At 44.6% G+C, this 15325-nt stretch carries 11 protein-coding genes; 5 read left to right on the top strand and 6 right to left on the bottom strand.

Annotated features, from left to right (window positions below; all coding sequences use genetic code 11):
- Window positions 1–368: 368 nt before the first annotated feature.
- Complete coding sequence (ppc, locus tag I6E61_RS02945) at window positions 369–3167, top strand: phosphoenolpyruvate carboxylase (protein WP_197129557.1); 2799 nt, start codon at window positions 369–371, stop codon at window positions 3165–3167.
- 196 nt (window positions 3168–3363) lie between these two features.
- On the opposite strand, the gene I6E61_RS02940 is transcribed toward ppc, so the two are convergent.
- The gene (locus I6E61_RS02940) at window positions 3364–4080 is read right to left on the bottom strand and encodes a hypothetical protein (protein WP_197129554.1); all 717 of its coding nucleotides are present in this window, start codon (window positions 4078–4080) and stop codon (window positions 3364–3366) included.
- Between the two features lie 322 nt (window positions 4081–4402).
- Here I6E61_RS02940 and I6E61_RS02935 point away from each other — a divergent pair, with 322 nt between their 5' ends.
- A complete protein-coding gene (locus I6E61_RS02935; protein WP_197129550.1) occupies window positions 4403–5566 on the top strand; it encodes a TauD/TfdA family dioxygenase in 1164 nt (387 codons plus the stop codon).
- 60 nt (window positions 5567–5626) lie between these two features.
- Here I6E61_RS02935 and I6E61_RS02930 read toward each other — a convergent pair whose 3' ends face one another.
- Together I6E61_RS02930 and I6E61_RS02925 are read right to left on the bottom strand one after the other, a co-directional pair.
- Complete coding sequence (locus I6E61_RS02930) at window positions 5627–6766, bottom strand: MFS transporter (RefSeq protein WP_197129536.1); 1140 nt, start codon at window positions 6764–6766, stop codon at window positions 5627–5629.
- A 54-nt stretch (window positions 6767–6820) separates the two neighbouring features.
- Entirely contained in the window at window positions 6821–8017 is a 1197-nt protein-coding gene (locus tag I6E61_RS02925) for an MFS transporter (RefSeq protein WP_197129533.1), read from the bottom strand.
- A gap of 162 nt (window positions 8018–8179) precedes the next feature.
- On the opposite strand from I6E61_RS02925, the gene I6E61_RS02920 reads away from it, so the two are divergent.
- A complete protein-coding gene (locus I6E61_RS02920; protein WP_197129530.1) occupies window positions 8180–9091 on the top strand; it encodes a LysR family transcriptional regulator in 912 nt (303 codons plus the stop codon).
- Window positions 9092–9172: 81 nt separating this feature from the next.
- Here the strand turns inward: I6E61_RS02920 and fhuB are convergent, their stop codons facing one another.
- The 3 genes from fhuB to I6E61_RS02905 all read right to left on the bottom strand — a co-directional run bounded on the left by fhuB (window position 9173) and on the right by I6E61_RS02905 (window position 13163).
- Window positions 9173–11290 carry a Fe(3+)-hydroxamate ABC transporter permease FhuB gene (gene fhuB / locus I6E61_RS02915; protein ID WP_227685653.1) on the bottom strand — a complete coding sequence of 706 codons (2118 nt, stop codon included), beginning with the start codon at window positions 11288–11290 and terminating at the stop codon, window positions 9173–9175.
- On the bottom strand, window positions 11287–12333 hold the full coding sequence (locus I6E61_RS02910) for an ABC transporter substrate-binding protein (RefSeq protein ID WP_227685652.1): 1047 nt from the start codon (window positions 12331–12333) through the stop codon (window positions 11287–11289). The genes fhuB and I6E61_RS02910 overlap by 4 nt, the downstream gene beginning before the upstream one ends.
- A gap of 65 nt (window positions 12334–12398) precedes the next feature.
- Window positions 12399–13163 (bottom strand): ABC transporter ATP-binding protein, encoded by a 765-nt coding sequence (locus tag I6E61_RS02905; protein WP_197129527.1) that lies wholly within the window; start codon window positions 13161–13163, stop codon window positions 12399–12401.
- A gap of 151 nt (window positions 13164–13314) precedes the next feature.
- Between I6E61_RS02905 and I6E61_RS02900 the strand changes: the two genes are divergently transcribed.
- Both I6E61_RS02900 and I6E61_RS02895 read left to right on the top strand, forming a co-directional pair.
- The gene (locus I6E61_RS02900; RefSeq protein ID WP_197129524.1) at window positions 13315–14478 is read left to right on the top strand and encodes an SIP domain-containing protein; all 1164 of its coding nucleotides are present in this window, start codon (window positions 13315–13317) and stop codon (window positions 14476–14478) included.
- A 231-nt stretch (window positions 14479–14709) separates the two neighbouring features.
- Window positions 14710–15075 carry a DUF3817 domain-containing protein gene (locus I6E61_RS02895; protein ID WP_197129521.1) on the top strand — a complete coding sequence of 122 codons (366 nt, stop codon included), beginning with the start codon at window positions 14710–14712 and terminating at the stop codon, window positions 15073–15075.
- Window positions 15076–15325: the final 250 nt, after the last annotated feature.

Here is a 15325-nt window from a genome sequence, read left to right as displayed (position 1 = left end):
TGCAGCTAGCAAGCAACTTATATCAGTAGTACGCCTTTCTTTGTACCAGCAGTACAGTTGGAAGGTCGTACTCTCAACGCTAACGCGAATTGTGCATGCAAACGACACCATCCAAAAAATCATCAATTCAAGCAATCGACTCCCCTCCACAACTCACTTCTACTGCCTCATTTCCTCATTTGATAATCAGCAACTTGTTTCTAAATTATTGTGGTTTGATAGGTTTTAGATACTTGGTTAATGTGTTAAATTGCTTAAACAGTGCCAATTATAATCAACCCCAATCACCATCAGAACCAGAATCAGAATCAGAATCAGTGACAATCGATTGATAAAGCACATTGACTAACTTAAGGAAAAGGGCAATCATGACGATAGATAATAACGTATTACGTGAGCGCATCAGCTTATTAGGATCATTTTTAGGCGATGCGATTTCTCGCCAAACTGACGAAAAAACAGTCCATACGATTGAGCGACTGCGTAAAGGTTTTATTCAACAGCGCCGTGAGCCTAACGAAGAAAACAAGCAGCAGCTCATCGACTTCATTGCCTCTTTAGACAATCAAACCTTAAAAAATGTCATCCGTAGCTTTTCTATCTATTTTTTCCTAGCCAATCTAAGTGAAGAAAACTACCTACGTGAGCAACGCCATGCCCAACGCATGCAGTCAGAACATAGCTGGGAAGGCTCGTTCCGTCGTACGCTACTTGAGTGCCGTGAGCGCAATATCGAACCTGCGCAAATGCAAGAGCTGATTGATCAGCTAAAGTTCATCCCCGTCTTCACCGCCCATCCTACAGAAGCTCGTCGCCGCACGACGATGAACATGTTACAAAGCCTATTCACACACAGCGACGCGCTAAACAATCTGGATAAAAACAGTGTCGCTTACGAGCAGGCAAAAGACCAAACCGCACAAACGATTGACTTATTATGGTCATCTGATGAAGTGCGTACACGTAAGCCACTGGTCTATGATGAGATCAATAATGGACTGCACTACTTTAATGCCAGTTTGTTTAATGCCATTCCTAAAGTGTATCGCAACATTAAAAAAGCCATCATCGATATCTACCCAGAGCTGACAGACTATCCACTACCCGCATTTATTAGCTTTGGCTCTTGGATCGGTGGCGACAGAGATGGCAATCCTTTTGTGACGTTTGAAACCACAGAGCGTGCTGTATTGATGCATGCGGACACAGTATTGCGCCACTATCAAGTATTGCTCAAAAAACTGCGCCGCCAGCTCATTCACAGTGATACGATCGTGACGGTCGAGCCTGAGGTGTATGCCAAAATCAAAAACTATGACGAACTCGATCAGCGGGTATTTGACTATAATCTCGATGATTATAGTAATGAGCCTTATCGTCGACTGCTCTCTATCATTCTGACTAAAGTCAAAGCCACCAATCGCCGCATTCAAAGCAAAGGCGCGGATATCGAGGCCGAAAGAGATGCGTATGCCAACCCAGAAGCGTTACTAGAAGACCTACGCATTATCCGTCATAGCGTGAATACTCATGACACAGCACATGCAGATGGGTTATTGCTCGATGTCATTCGTCTGGTCAAAACCTGTGGCTTTCATTTGGCAGCGCTCGATATCCGTCAGGAGTCGTCTTATCATAGCGAAGTCATTGCCGATATTTTTGCCAGTGCCTCTAATCTCCCAGACTATCAAGCGCTCAGTGAGCTAGAACGCCGTGACTGGTTGACACGCTTGCTGGAAAAACCGGGCACACCGCTCATCTATACTGACAACCTAGCAGACAAAACACGCGAGCAGTTGGCACTGATGAATTCAGTCGCCACCCTACGCAAATTGGTTGGCCAAGACACCTTTGGCAGTTACGTGATTTCAATGACTAATAATGCCAGCCAGCTACTAGAAGTATTGCTGCTCATGCGGTTTGCAGGCTTATGCAGAATTGATGACGAAGGCCAGTTGTCTGCTGACCTACCTGTCGCACCTTTGTTTGAGACCATCGAAGATCTTAAAAACATCGATAAAATCTTGCCTGCCGTGTTAGATAATCCGCTGTATCGTGGACTGCTACAGAATACTGATAATACGCAAGAGATCATGTTGGGTTACTCAGACTCATCGAAAGATGGCGGCATCATTACCTCGGCGTGGCAGCTTTATAGTGCACAGCAAACCATTAATCATATCGCTGAGCAATACGGCATCAAAACACGACTGTTCCATGGTCGCGGCGGATCTGTGAGCCGTGGTGGTGGGTCAACGCATAATGCTATCGCCGCTCAGCCCGCTGGTACGCTACATGGTCAGATTAAAGTGACTGAACAAGGCGAAGTGCTATATGCCAAGTATGCCAATACGGATACCGCTGTATTTGAGCTGACCATGGGTATCACGGGCACACTCAAAGCCTGCTCTTCAAGGTTTGTGGTACAACCGACTGAGCTACCAAATTATGAAGCGCTGTTTGCACGCTTAGCGGATGCAGGTGAAAAACGCTATCGCGAGCTGACCGATCATACCGAAGGGTTTTATAAGTTCTACTCCGAGGTCACCCCTGTACAAGAAATCTCTTTATTAAACATTGGCTCACGTCCTGCCCATCGCAAAAAAGGCCTACCAAGTAAGACTACGTTGCGAGCGATTCCTTGGGTGTTTGGTTGGTCATTGGCACGCTTTACCCTACCTGCTTGGTATGGTGTCGGTAGTGCGCTAGATAGCGTCAAAAAAGACGAAGCATTAATGAAAGAGATGAATAAGCACTGGCCGTTTTTTAGCGTGTTTATCAGTAATATCGAAATGGCCTTTACCAAAGCCAATATGAATATTGCCGAGGCTTATAGCCAACTATGTGATGATGAGCCGTTACGCGAAAAAATCATGACAGCGGTCACCGATGAACACACGCTGACCAATTCAGGATTGAACTCTCTGCTTGAGCAAGACTCTTTATTATCCAATCAGCAAAACCTTGCTTCATCCCTGCAATGGCGCGACGCTTATCTAGACCCGATTAACTATATTCAAATCGAGCTGTTAAAGCGTGCTAGACAAGCAGATGGCTCAGATAGCACAGATAATATAGCCAGCAGCGAGCTGAATAATCTGCAAGTTGAAGACCCATTAATCCGTAGTATTAATGCACTGGCAGCGGGCTTACGCAATACTGGTTAGAGCAGTTTTGAGATAAATAGAATACTTATACCAATTGAGGCTTCGCGAACGAAGCCTCAATTTTTTTCATTATGCTTGAATATACTTCAAAATAAACAGCTTATTTTTAGTAGTACTAGAGATAAGCATATCAGCTAAGATAACTGATATCGTGCTCACTGGTCGCAGTAAAAGTAGGTTTGGCGGGTAATCTTATCTAAACCAGCTGACAAGACACCATCTCCCATTGACTGTCCATATTCGCTTGTACCAAGGCGTCATGCAGTGCATCGGACACAAATACATAACTCATCAACAATGGGTCGTGCCATAGATCTAGCTCGCAGTTCTGTACGGACTGATCTACTAGTAACTGTCCACTTTTGATGTCACCACGAACGCTATACTGAACAGCCTTTTCATCGGTCATAAAAGACACCAACAGACCATCTGACTCCAAGTCTCGAAGGTACTCTCGTCGCTCGCACAAATTAAGAAAATAAAAGGTCTCCTCACTACACAGCTGCTGTGTCTCAAGGTCGTAGATTTGCACTGGCGTGAGCGTACTTTCCCCTAAGCGAAACTGCTGTAGCAGCTGAGCACAGGCTTGGGTAAACACAACACCACCACTTCTTACCTTGAAAATATATTCAGACGATGGCGGTAGCTTGGTGTCACTACTCTCTACCCACAAGCTGTCTGGTAAGTGATTGGTCTTAAAAAAACCACTACTAGCTTTGGATAGCTCCAACATTTCTTCTTTAAACACCTTTTTTATTTCTAATAACTTAGGGTCAGCTGTTTTTTCTATACGTTGAAGTACTTTCCAATGCTTAGGAAAGTCATATTTTTTACTATTAGCAGGATAGATATCATAAAAATTAATTGAAGTTAATTTAAAGCCTGCCAGCCAGACGTTGTTTGTATTGCTCATTTATTCTTCCTTAGTTAGGGCGTGTCCTCAATCTGAACAGTAAACGGTAAATGGGCTAAAAATGGCGTTCGCAAAGCCATACAATAGCTTGCACACGGTTTCCTTATATTGGAATTATTTGAACTCAACTATATCCCTCATGTCAATGAGCCATAATACAAGTTATCTGCTACCTCCTATTAGATTACCCACATCACTCGCTCTGTCACATGCTAATTGATATTGCCCATTAGGTGATTCGTAATTCAGTGTTTGAATAACCGATCTTAGCAATATACCGTAAAATATATTTTTACTTCATGTATATGTAGGGTCTGCTCCAATGGAAACGCCTCAAGCAACACCATCTCTAGACATCGCAGCAACTGACTATCAAATAGAATCCGTTGCGCTCATTGACCGCGCTATTCAAATACGCTGGAATGATGGTATCGACAGTACGTACCACTATATCTGGCTGCGTGATAACTGCCCATCTGCTTTTCATCCGCAAACTGGCGAGCGTAGCTTTGATTTGCTGAGTATCTCAAAAGATATCCATCCGCTATCCGTCTCTTTTGATGAGACAACGCTGACGATTGAATGGTCAGAACAAGCGCATATCAGCCACTTTGAACAAAGCTGGTTACGTGAGTTTGGTTATTCTATTGCGTTGGCCAAGGACCATAGCAGTCCTTATGAAAGTTGGGATGGCACGTTTATTGACCATATTCCGATGTATGACCAACAGAGCATCATGACCAGTGACAGCGCTTTATATGAGTGGATGAGTGCGCTGGATAAATATGGGCTTACCATTATTGATAATATGCCGAACGATTCTGACGCTGGTGTACAAACAGCCATGCGAGTTGATTACCTGCGGCAGACTAATTTCGGCATGACCTTCGATGTCATATCAGAAAAGTCACCGATTAATTTGGCTTATACGTCACTCTCATTACCTTTGCATACCGACTTGCCAAATCAGGAGTTGCCTCCAGGCTATCAATTCTTACATTTTTTGAGTAATGAAAGTATAGGCGGCGAATCTACTTTTGTGGATGGACTAAGGGTGTTAGAAGAGTTAAGAGAAGATCAGCCTGAGTATTTTCGTTTGCTTGCCGAATATGCCATCCCCTTTCGTTTTCATGACACTGCTCATGATATCCGTGAGCACCACCCCGTCATCAATCTAGACAACTTTGGCAATATTGTCGAAATCAAATACAACGCCCATCTTGCCGATATCTTTGATTTGCCAAGTGATGTTATGTACGACTACTACCTTGCTTATCGAGAGCTGATGGCTCGACTAAAAGACAGTCGCTATAAGATTGAGTTGAAATTAGCAGCGGGTCAAATGGTCGTTTTTGATAATCGCCGAGTCCTGCACGGACGTAATGCATTTGATGAAAATGTGGGCGAGCGTCGTCTTAAAGGCTGTTATGTTGACCGCTCAGAATTTAAAAGCCGTTTACGAACGCTTAAAAAGCAACTGGCTTAACACGACCTGCAAGCTAGCTGCTTCCCTTCATGTTCCCTTATAAAAAATACAAGCGCTCTATCAAGCAGCTTTGCGACCTTTCACAAATAAAACCATGCTAATGATGACACTGAACACGCTGCACATAATAAACACGTTGTGTGCGCCGCCCGGCATGTACTCCATAAATGATGTGAAGAACTGACCCGAAAACACCGCCATCGTAAAGTAAGATAAGTTGCGGCCGCGTACGTTAGCAGCACTTAGCTCGACAGTCATGTGGTTCAACAGCGGAATACTAAAACCAAAGCCAATGCCAATCAATAGCGCGCCTAATACTAATAGCAAGGTACTGGCTTGCGTAAAGCAAATATACGACAACGCAAATGCTAAAAATGCCAGTGCCAAGACTTTAGGTTCATTTAACCATTTGATTATTTTTGGCATGAAGCCTGCGGTAACGACCGCCACCAAAGAGATAAAGGCCAGTAGTTGACCAATTTGTGATTCGTTATAGCTCAATTCATGCATGGTGATGGGCAGTAACACGGTTGAGGTAAAAAATATGGTCATCGCTAAGGTTGAGATAAGATACACATTTTTTAGAGATAAGCCACTAATGATGGTTTTGCTATCGTCCTCGGCAATCTGTTCATTGTTTACAGCAGTTATATGATGCCGTGGTACAAACAGTAGCAGCATGGCTAAAAACACCCACGCTACTAAATAAATCGATAGCGGTAATGCCCAAAACTGTGAAGCCAGTAAGCCACCTAAAAACAAGAAGATGACCCCGCCCAGTTCAATGGACATACCTTGCTTAGCAATCATCTTTAAGCGAGCCTCCCCCTGATACCACGTGGAGATTAGTACCGTGCAGCTCGCCATGACGACTGCCGTTATGCCGCCCAATAAAAACCGATTGCTAAACACCTGTGCTGGCCCATGTAGAAGATAAGCACTGGCGCCCGTGAGCCCGTATAAAAACAAACCAATCATCAAGAGTTTATATGCACCATATTTATCGATTAGCTTGCCAGCCAGTGGCGCAAATACCACCGCACCCAATGACGGCAAGGTAATTAATAGCACGCTGTTGTCGGTAATGCCTAAGCCTGCCGAAATACTAACCAAGCCGGGTGCCAGTAACGTACCGACCATAATGGTCAAACTGGCAATACACAGTAAGGTTAAACTACCTGCGGTTTTTAATTGGTTCATATGTGTCCCTAGTCCTTTCGATATCTATTACGGATATAACTGTACTGATATCACTTATTTTTTGGCGAATGCATTGAATATTGCGCTGATGATGATAAAGGCGATACTCACCACCACCACTCCTGGCCATTGGTATAGGGCAAAAGCTTTGACACCCGCCATAGACCCCAATGCCCCGCCTGTATAGTAACCCAGCATATAGATACCGTTGATACGACTTTGAGCCGCTGGATTGATACTAAAGACGCGAACCTGATTGGCCACTTGTGCGCTGAATACAGCAAAGTCGATTAAAATAATACCGACAATCAACGACAGCAAATTACCTGCAAACAATCCTGTAATAGCGAATCCTGTGGCTGCCAGTGCCAATGCAATCATCACTAATGTTTTAGAGCCCAACTTATTGACCCATTTACCAGAGGATTTAGCCCCTATCACGCCTGCCAGTGCAATCACACCAAACAATCCTGCTTGCTGTGCATTGTAATTAAACGGCGCATCACTGACATAAATCGCGAGCGTTGCCCACAGTACGTTGAATGAGGCAAACCAAAATGCGCCAGCTAAGGTAAATTTTTGCAGGGATTTATGTTTTACAAATAGTGATAAGCTACTTTTGATAAGCGGAAAGTAACGCAGCGTGGTATGCGGCGTATTGGTTGGCAAAAACACCCGTAACAATACTCCAAATATGGCAGCAAATACGGCAGACATCACAAATACGCTGCGCCAACCGAACTGCTCCCCTACAAACCCACTTAAGGTTCTGGATAATAGAATACCTATGGTCAATCCCATCATCAGGGTACCAAGGGTTGCGCCTTTGTTTTCAGGAGACACCATGGATGCGGCAAAAGGAATAAGCTGCTGGGTAATATTGGCGCTGACACCGATCAAAAACACTGATAGCAATAGTATAGGTAAGCTTGGTGACAGGGCAGCAAAGCCGCATGCTGCCACCAATAAGCAGGATAAAATACCAATCAAGCGTCTACGCGCAATAGAGTCACCCAATGGTGAGATAAACAACAAGGCAAAGGCATAGCCAAACTGCGTCAATGCCGGAATACTACCCAGTTGCGCGTTGGTCAAATCAAACTCATGACCGATGAGCGGTAAAATCGGCTGGTTGTAATAAAGGTTGGCGGCAGTTGCGGCAATCGCGGTGGTCATTAACAGTAAAATAAATCTGCTTAACGACTGGCTTGTCGATTGGTTTGACGACTGGCTTGGTACGGGCTTATCCATTTTTATCTCTAATCATTTAATCAATCATGTGGTGATTATAAAGCGCCTTAATTAATAACAGAAATGATAATATATGATTGAATCCATACGAATAATGTATAGATAAAAAATTTAAGACTGAGCAAGATTTTATGAAAGGCATTAATAAAAGGAATTAATGATATGGATATAAAAACACTCAAAAGCTTTATTGCAGTGGCCAAGTACCAGAGCTTTTCGGAAGCGGCGCGTGAGCTGTATACCGTACAACCTGCTATCAGTCGTCATATTTCATCATTAGAGACAGAATTGGGTGTTGTGCTGTTTAATCGCACTTCTCGTGAGGTAACTATCACGCCCGCTGGCGAGCAACTGCTGAAAGACGCTGCTGTTATTTTGAGCTTGGCAGAGCAAGCGAAGACACAAGTCAAACGAGCCCATGATGGACAAGTCGGAACACTCAATATTGCGCATCTAAGCTCGGCCTGCCTAACCTTTATGGCTAAACTGGTACGCAGTTATAAAGAAAAATTTCCGCATGTGCATGTGTCATTGTTTGAGATGACGGTGACCGAACAAATAGAAGCATTCAACAATGACCGCATCGATATTGCTTTTTCAAGACCATTGCCAAGCGCTATTGCCGATGACTTTATCAGCCACAGTATTTATATCGACAAGTTGGTAGCAATTGTGAACCAAAGTCATGCCTTAGCCAATCAAACAACCATTGATTTGGCGCAGCTAAAAAACGATAAATTTATTATTTTTAATCGTGATGAAGCGGTCGGTCTCTTTGATGAGACCATCACACTGTGTAAGCAGGCTGGGTTTTCGCCCAATATCATTAGCCAACCCAAACACATGCAGACATTGGTGACTGAAGTGGCTGCAAGCTTAGGGGTAGCGATTGCGCCCTATTGTGTGCGCAAGCTTTATAGTGACGGCTGTCACTTTATGACGCTAAACAATGTCAGCACACACATACCCGTGCATATCCAATACAAGCAGACCAATAACAGTGCGACAGTTGCCGCTTTCGTCGCGGTAGCGTTAAGTGCGACAGATGACATACAGCAAAGCATGGCGTATTAAACCCACAAAAAAGCACCATTTATCCGACCTGCTGATAAACGGGGCCATGGTGTTACCAATATGCTGCCAATACAAAAACTATCAATTTACAGCAACGGGCACTTTACGAATCAACCATAAAAAATAAGCGCCACCAATAATAGCCGCCACCGTACCAGCAGGCAGCTCATAAGGAAAGATAACATAGCGCCCAATCCAGTCTGCTATCACCATCACACCTGCACCGAGCAAAGCGGCTAATGGCAATTGACGCTCTAGCTTTGTTGCTCCCAGTGACGTAGCCAAATGAGGTACCATCAATCCAATAAAGCTCAATGGCCCAACAGCAAGCGTACTGGCTGTACTCAGTGCCGCTACCAGTACTAATAGCGCAAGCGTCACAGGTGTGACCGCGACACCCAAATTACGAGCCACGCCTGTACCCAACCCAAGAATACGCAACGGTTTTATCACTAGCAAACTAAGTACAAACAAAATAAGCGCAATGCCAATAAGATACCAAACGGTGCTTGGTTGCGCGCTATAAGTGGTACCCGATAGCCAGCTGAGCATAGCCTCTAAGCGTGGGTCGCCAGATAGTTTGACCATGTGCATCACTCCATCCATCATGGCAGCAATACCAATACCCACCAATAATAGATAGCCCGAACTTACTCTGCGTGCTAGCCAAATGACCAGCAATAACACTGCCATAGCACCGGACAGTCCTGAAATCAGTAACGTACCCGCTCCGGCAGACAGCCCCAGGCTTGGTAATAATAGAAATCCTAAAATAACGCCAAGTGCCGCGCCCGAGCTGACGCCTAATACCTCTGGACTCGCCATCGGGTTGCGCGTGAGTGTTTGCAGCAGTACACCAGCGACAGCCAACATCAGGCCCGTTGCTGCCGCACTTAAACTGCGAGGCAGTCGATACTGCTCGGTAATCGCCCAATCAGTACTCAGCCCCCACCCGTTGAGATCTTGGACAAATAAACACGCCAGCCCAATTATCAAGACCACTCCAACCCCCCAACGCCACAATGGCACCGATACGGGCTTGCCAGTAACCATCGAGGTCACCGTCTCTATCTGCTCACGGCGCTGACGGAGAATCAACCAGATAATCAATGGTGCACCAAGGATACCGGTCATTGCACCTGCTGGAATTTGCATATCGAGTATAGGCTCTAGCAATAAAGCAACATTACTGGTCAACCATAACAGCAATGCACCCAGAGCAAAAGCTGCCCCCAAACGCTTGCTGATAGAAGAGATACCCAGTGCATTAACCAAACTAGCAGCACCCAAACCAATAAAACCAATCAGCCCAACTTCACTCACCACCAAGGCCGTCACCACTGCCACGATAAGCACCACCAGCGCCCGTATACCATTAATGGGCACGCCCAAACGTTTGGCTTGTGAATCATCCAAACTCATTAAGGTTAATGGCTTTAACAGTGGCAGACAAACAGCCGCCATCACCACAGCCGTTAGGGCTAACATCGTACTGGTATGCCAACTGTTCTGTGCCAAAAACCCTGCTGCCCATGACAACATGCCATTACTACGCTCAGCGAAGAACAGCACCAATACGTTGGCAACCGCAGCGAGCAAGATATTTACCACCAAGCCTGCAAGTATCAAAATCAATGGGTTAAAACGACTGGGCGCTGATAATGCAAATACCAAACCCATACTGATAATCGCACCGACAAAGGCGACATAAATACCACCGTAAATTGCCAAGCTTGGCAAAAACAAAGTCACGATTAGCATTGCCAATTGCGCACCCACACCGACACCCAAAGTGGTGTCTGATGCCAATGGGTTTTTGACCAGCTGCTGCAATAGAATACTGACAACGCCGAGCAACCCACCCGCCAATAACGCCACGATACTGGTCGCTACCAAATGTAGCTGCGTTGCCATACTTGCAATGTCTAACTGTGAGCTTGGCATTAGTAGATCGGCGATAGGCCGTGTCCACTCCTGATCGATTAATGCCCACCCACTCGATAGTGACAACACCATGAGAGCAACAAGCATCACCCATAATCGCCACGAAGTGCTAGCAGTAGGAACCTCTGGTAACGGCGAATTTGGTGACGGATTGGGAGCCGTATTATTATGTTGGGATTCGCGCTTGGCTTGCTGAGGAAGTGAAGACATAGAATCAACGTTATTGATGGTGGTATCGGCAGTATTATGGCTCATGATGCGGCCCCGCCCTGTAATGTGACTTCTGATAGATTGTTGGCTAAACTGACCAATGATGACATGCCACCATATATCCATACTGGTGGTAGCTCACCCACACAGCGCTCATTGCCATAGCTCAACCGCTGCCAGATCAAACTGTCATCAATCTCAGCACGGGTGATTGGACTCAGGGGGTCTATAATCAAGAGACAGGTCTCAGCGTCTAACTGTGCTAAATCTCCCATGCGTATCGGTACAAACCCCCATTTATTACCCTTGCCCAACACGTTAAGCTGTCTGCCCATACCTATGAGCGCTGGTTGAAACAAACTGTTTGCGACATACATACGCATGTTATTGGCATCAGCAAACTGTACCACTGCAAATTTCTTAACGTTTGGATAGCGCTGTTGTAGACGCTCACTAGCAATATGTATGTCTTGTTTACTTTTGGCGATATAATCTTCTGCCAATTTTGGCTCATTAATTATCTCACCTAGTTTACGAGTGGGCTCAGTATAATCTGTCCAATTGGCTGTCTCACCTTTGGCGGCAAACATAATAGACTCGGCAGGCACATCACCATATAAATTGCGGGCATGTTGATAAAAAGAGTTATCTACCACTAAGTCAACTGGCAGCTGGGCGACCAATTCAGCATTAGGCTGATAACGAATACCCAAGTCAATCGTGTTAGGCGGTAGGCTTGGTGTCCCTACCCATCTGTCCCATACTCGAACATCACCAGTCGCGATCGGAGGATAGCCCATCGCTGTCAAAGTTGCTGCGTTACCCCAATCAGGTGAGACAATATTAATTTTATTGCGAGTCGCGTCGTCTACCTGAACGTCTGTTTGAGCAGCTGCCTGAACGTTTTTTTGCTCAGTCACTGGTTCTTGACACGCGGTCAGCATGGTAGTCAATGCCAGGCTTACGACGAGAGACAAGCGCTTCAAGCGTATTTTTGAAGATTCTGATGAACCATCTTTGGTTGACGGTTTGATAGTATTTCTTGAGACATTTTTTGAGATATTATTTTTATAAAGAGCAGGAAACATGGCGGCCTATCTTTTGGGCAAATAAAGTGAAGTAAGCAAGTATGAGAAAAAAGATGAGCCAGACATTAAGCGATGGCGACAGGTTGCCCTGTTATAGGATGGCTGAGTAGTTGCATATCAACATTAAAGATATTGTGTAGTATGTCCGGTTGCATGGTACTTTTGATATCACCGTTATGGCAGATGCGGCCTTTTTTTAGAGCAATCACTCGATCGGCATACTGCGCAGCCAGATTGATGTCATGTACGATGATTACCACGCTCAAACCTTGCTTATCGACCAGACGGCGAATCAGCTGAATGACTTCTAACTGATAGTGCATATCTAGTGCAGCCAGTGGCTCATCAAGTAACAGATATCGCGTGTCTTGTGCCAGACACATCGCCAGCCAAACTCGCGCACGCTCCCCACCTGACAATGTGGCGGTAAGACGATCAGCGAACGCTTCTACTTGCGTAATACGCATGGCTTCTATTACTTTATCTTTATCAATTTGAGTGGGTTTTTGTAGCCATTTTTGATGCGGATAACGGCCTAGCATAACCAGCTCACGTACGGTAAAACCAGCGGCTTCAGGCAACTGCTGCGGTAAGTATGCCATTTGTCGCGCAAGCTCTTTACTACTGTAATCGCTGATACTGCGCTCATCCAAATTGACACTACCGCTATTGCTCGCCATCTCGCCTGCTAATGCTTTTATCAAGGTTGACTTGCCTGAACCATTATGTCCAACCAAAGCCACCAATTGCTTGGTATCAATCTCACAGCTGACATTGTCTAACAGAGTATTTCCTTGACGGCTGATGGTCAGTTGGTTTGCACGTAACATAGAGACACTCATCATTAATTTAAATCATTGTATTTATATTGGATAACCAATAAAAACTGATTTTACTCGTAAATAGTAATAAAAACAATTATCATTAACTTAAAATATGATTCTTTTCACCTCCCATTCACTGTTGTTCGTGAGTATATATATGATGCCTTCTACTTTAGCTGCCACAAATGAGCGCCCAATTCAAGAAAACGGCTATACCCCATTAGACCTTCCAGAGCTGCCAAGTACCGTGGCTCATATCAATGAAGAACATTTCGATGAGTTGCTTGGATTTTTGAAGGCGTTTACTTCCCTAACGACCGATGAGATGGATAATGCAGATATACAGTTGACTGATATTTATGCTGAAGGTATCGCGCTACGAGTACAGCCGAACGATTCAGCACATCCGCGCGCAAACGTTCAAAATACAGCCGCTCAAGATCATAATTTTTTTATCCCATTTACCGCGTCTATCGCCCAGCTTAGCGAACTACAGACGCAATATATTTTGCTCAAGCAACGTGCAGATAAAAAACTCGGCAAAAAAACCATCAAACTGACTGAGCAACGTTTTACCGTACAAGACAGCTATTTGGTTAGTAAAAATATGCTACGTCTGATCTTAACATCGCCTGAAAGTAATACATCTAATCCCATACCAGTTCATGAAGCGGGCTATGCGTACTTATTTGATTTAGAGCATAACGTCACTGATGAGCATGATCGCCCTTCGCGCTCTCATTGCTATTACACACTAAGAAAAGCATGGTCAACCTCGGATGGCATGCAGGCATGGGTTGATGTGTTTCTACACGGAGATACCTCTGGCGGCAATTGGGCACGCTCATTGCAAGCAGGTGATAGCGTAATCAGTAAGCGCGAGTTTCCAGAGAAAGTTGAGCATCTACATGAGGGCCAAGCGCTGCTAGTGGCAGATGAGACTTCGATGCCGACCGTAGCACGCTTACTGGAGCTTTGGGACAATCCATTACCACCGCTCGTCCTATGTATCACGCAAGATAAAGGCGATCAAAGTTATTTTAACGACGTAAAAATAGGCACTGATAACATCAGCAGCGATACAGATAATAAATTCACAGTACTGCCTTTGGTAACAGGTCAGGTAAATGCAGGAAAAGAGTTAGCCACATTGATAGACAATACAGTCGGCGACTATCTAGCCACGCATCCGCTAAAAATCGATAAGGTCTGGGGAGCGCTTGAAGCAGGTGCCGCCAAATCACTGCGTCGATTACTCAAACAAAGACTCACATTAGAGCGCGCTGATGCGGTCGTTAAAGTCTATTGGCGTAAGGATTGAAACAGACATAAAGACTCATATAATAAAAGCTAAGGCGGTAAAAACTGAGCCTATATAAATGATGCTGAACGGATGGGAAATACACAAGTTTTGAAGAGATTGAAGTGAGAACATGTTCTGGGGTCTACCCTAAGAATAGACTATATAGTCACTGACACAAAGCAATCCTTCAAAGCATGGAACAAAGCCAGTATCATATGGTGCATTCAATAATATCGAAAGGAACACAACGTGTCACAAGCTCAGACCACCAGCCCTACTAGTAGTGAAACAACTGGCCTTAGCAAAGAACAGCATTCATCGTTAAAGGTATTAACCGTTGTCGGCTATCTAGAAGGCACTTCTTTCTTATTGTTGATGGGCATTGCTATGCCACTTAAGTATATGATGGGTATGCCCGAAGCGGTAAAATACATCGGTATGGCACACGGCATATTATTTATCGCTTATATCCTTGTCCTACTGATTACTGTCGGTAGAATAAAAATGCCGCTTTGGGCCATGCCTGCAGGTGTGCTTGGTTCGTTTTTACCCTTTGGGCCATTTGTATTCGACCATTTTTTGAAAAAAACTTTGAACAAAAATGTAGAAAAGTAAGCGTAAAAACATCTTTCTAGTACAGCTAAATAAGATACCCCGATGCGTCCCATAAAAGGCTCATCGGGGTATTTTTATGCCATTCTATCAATATCCTCTTCGATATTTTACTCCTTGTAATGAACAAGGTAATTACCATTTAATGATTTTTTGTTCGACTAATAGTCAGCCCTGTAAAGCCAAAGAGCAGCGTCAATAGCAAAGACAAATAACAGAAGAACGCATAAGGCAAATAATCCAACACCGGCAC

Source organism: Psychrobacter sp. NZS113, assembly GCF_015864825.1.
In the GTDB taxonomy this organism is placed as follows: Bacteria; Pseudomonadota; Gammaproteobacteria; order Pseudomonadales; family Moraxellaceae; genus Psychrobacter.
Note: the sequence above shows the minus strand (reverse complement) of the source record. Positions and strands in the feature narration are given on the sequence as shown.

Bases quoted from the DNA above. Each gene is read 5' to 3' on its own strand.
- I6E61_RS02940 (WP_197129554.1), bottom strand. From the start codon at position 4,080: ATGAGCAATACAAACAACGTCTGGCTGGCAGGCTTTAAATTAACTTCA.
- I6E61_RS02920 (WP_197129530.1), top strand. From the start codon at position 8,180: ATGGATATAAAAACACTCAAAAGCTTTATTGCAGTGGCCAAGTACCAG.
- I6E61_RS02905 (WP_197129527.1), bottom strand. From the start codon at position 13,163: ATGTTACGTGCAAACCAACTGACCATCAGCCGTCAAGGAAATACTCTG.
- I6E61_RS02900 (WP_197129524.1), top strand. From the start codon at position 13,315: ATGATGCCTTCTACTTTAGCTGCCACAAATGAGCGCCCAATTCAAGAA.
- I6E61_RS02910 (WP_227685652.1), bottom strand. From the start codon at position 12,333: ATGTTTCCTGCTCTTTATAAAAATAATATCTCAAAAAATGTCTCAAGA.
- fhuB (WP_227685653.1), bottom strand. From the start codon at position 11,290: ATGAGCCATAATACTGCCGATACCACCATCAATAACGTTGATTCTATG.
- I6E61_RS02925 (WP_197129533.1), bottom strand. From the start codon at position 8,017: ATGGATAAGCCCGTACCAAGCCAGTCGTCAAACCAATCGACAAGCCAG.
- I6E61_RS02935 (WP_197129550.1), top strand. From the start codon at position 4,403: ATGGAAACGCCTCAAGCAACACCATCTCTAGACATCGCAGCAACTGAC.
- I6E61_RS02930 (WP_197129536.1), bottom strand. From the start codon at position 6,766: ATGAACCAATTAAAAACCGCAGGTAGTTTAACCTTACTGTGTATTGCC.
- ppc (WP_197129557.1), top strand. From the start codon at position 369: ATGACGATAGATAATAACGTATTACGTGAGCGCATCAGCTTATTAGGA.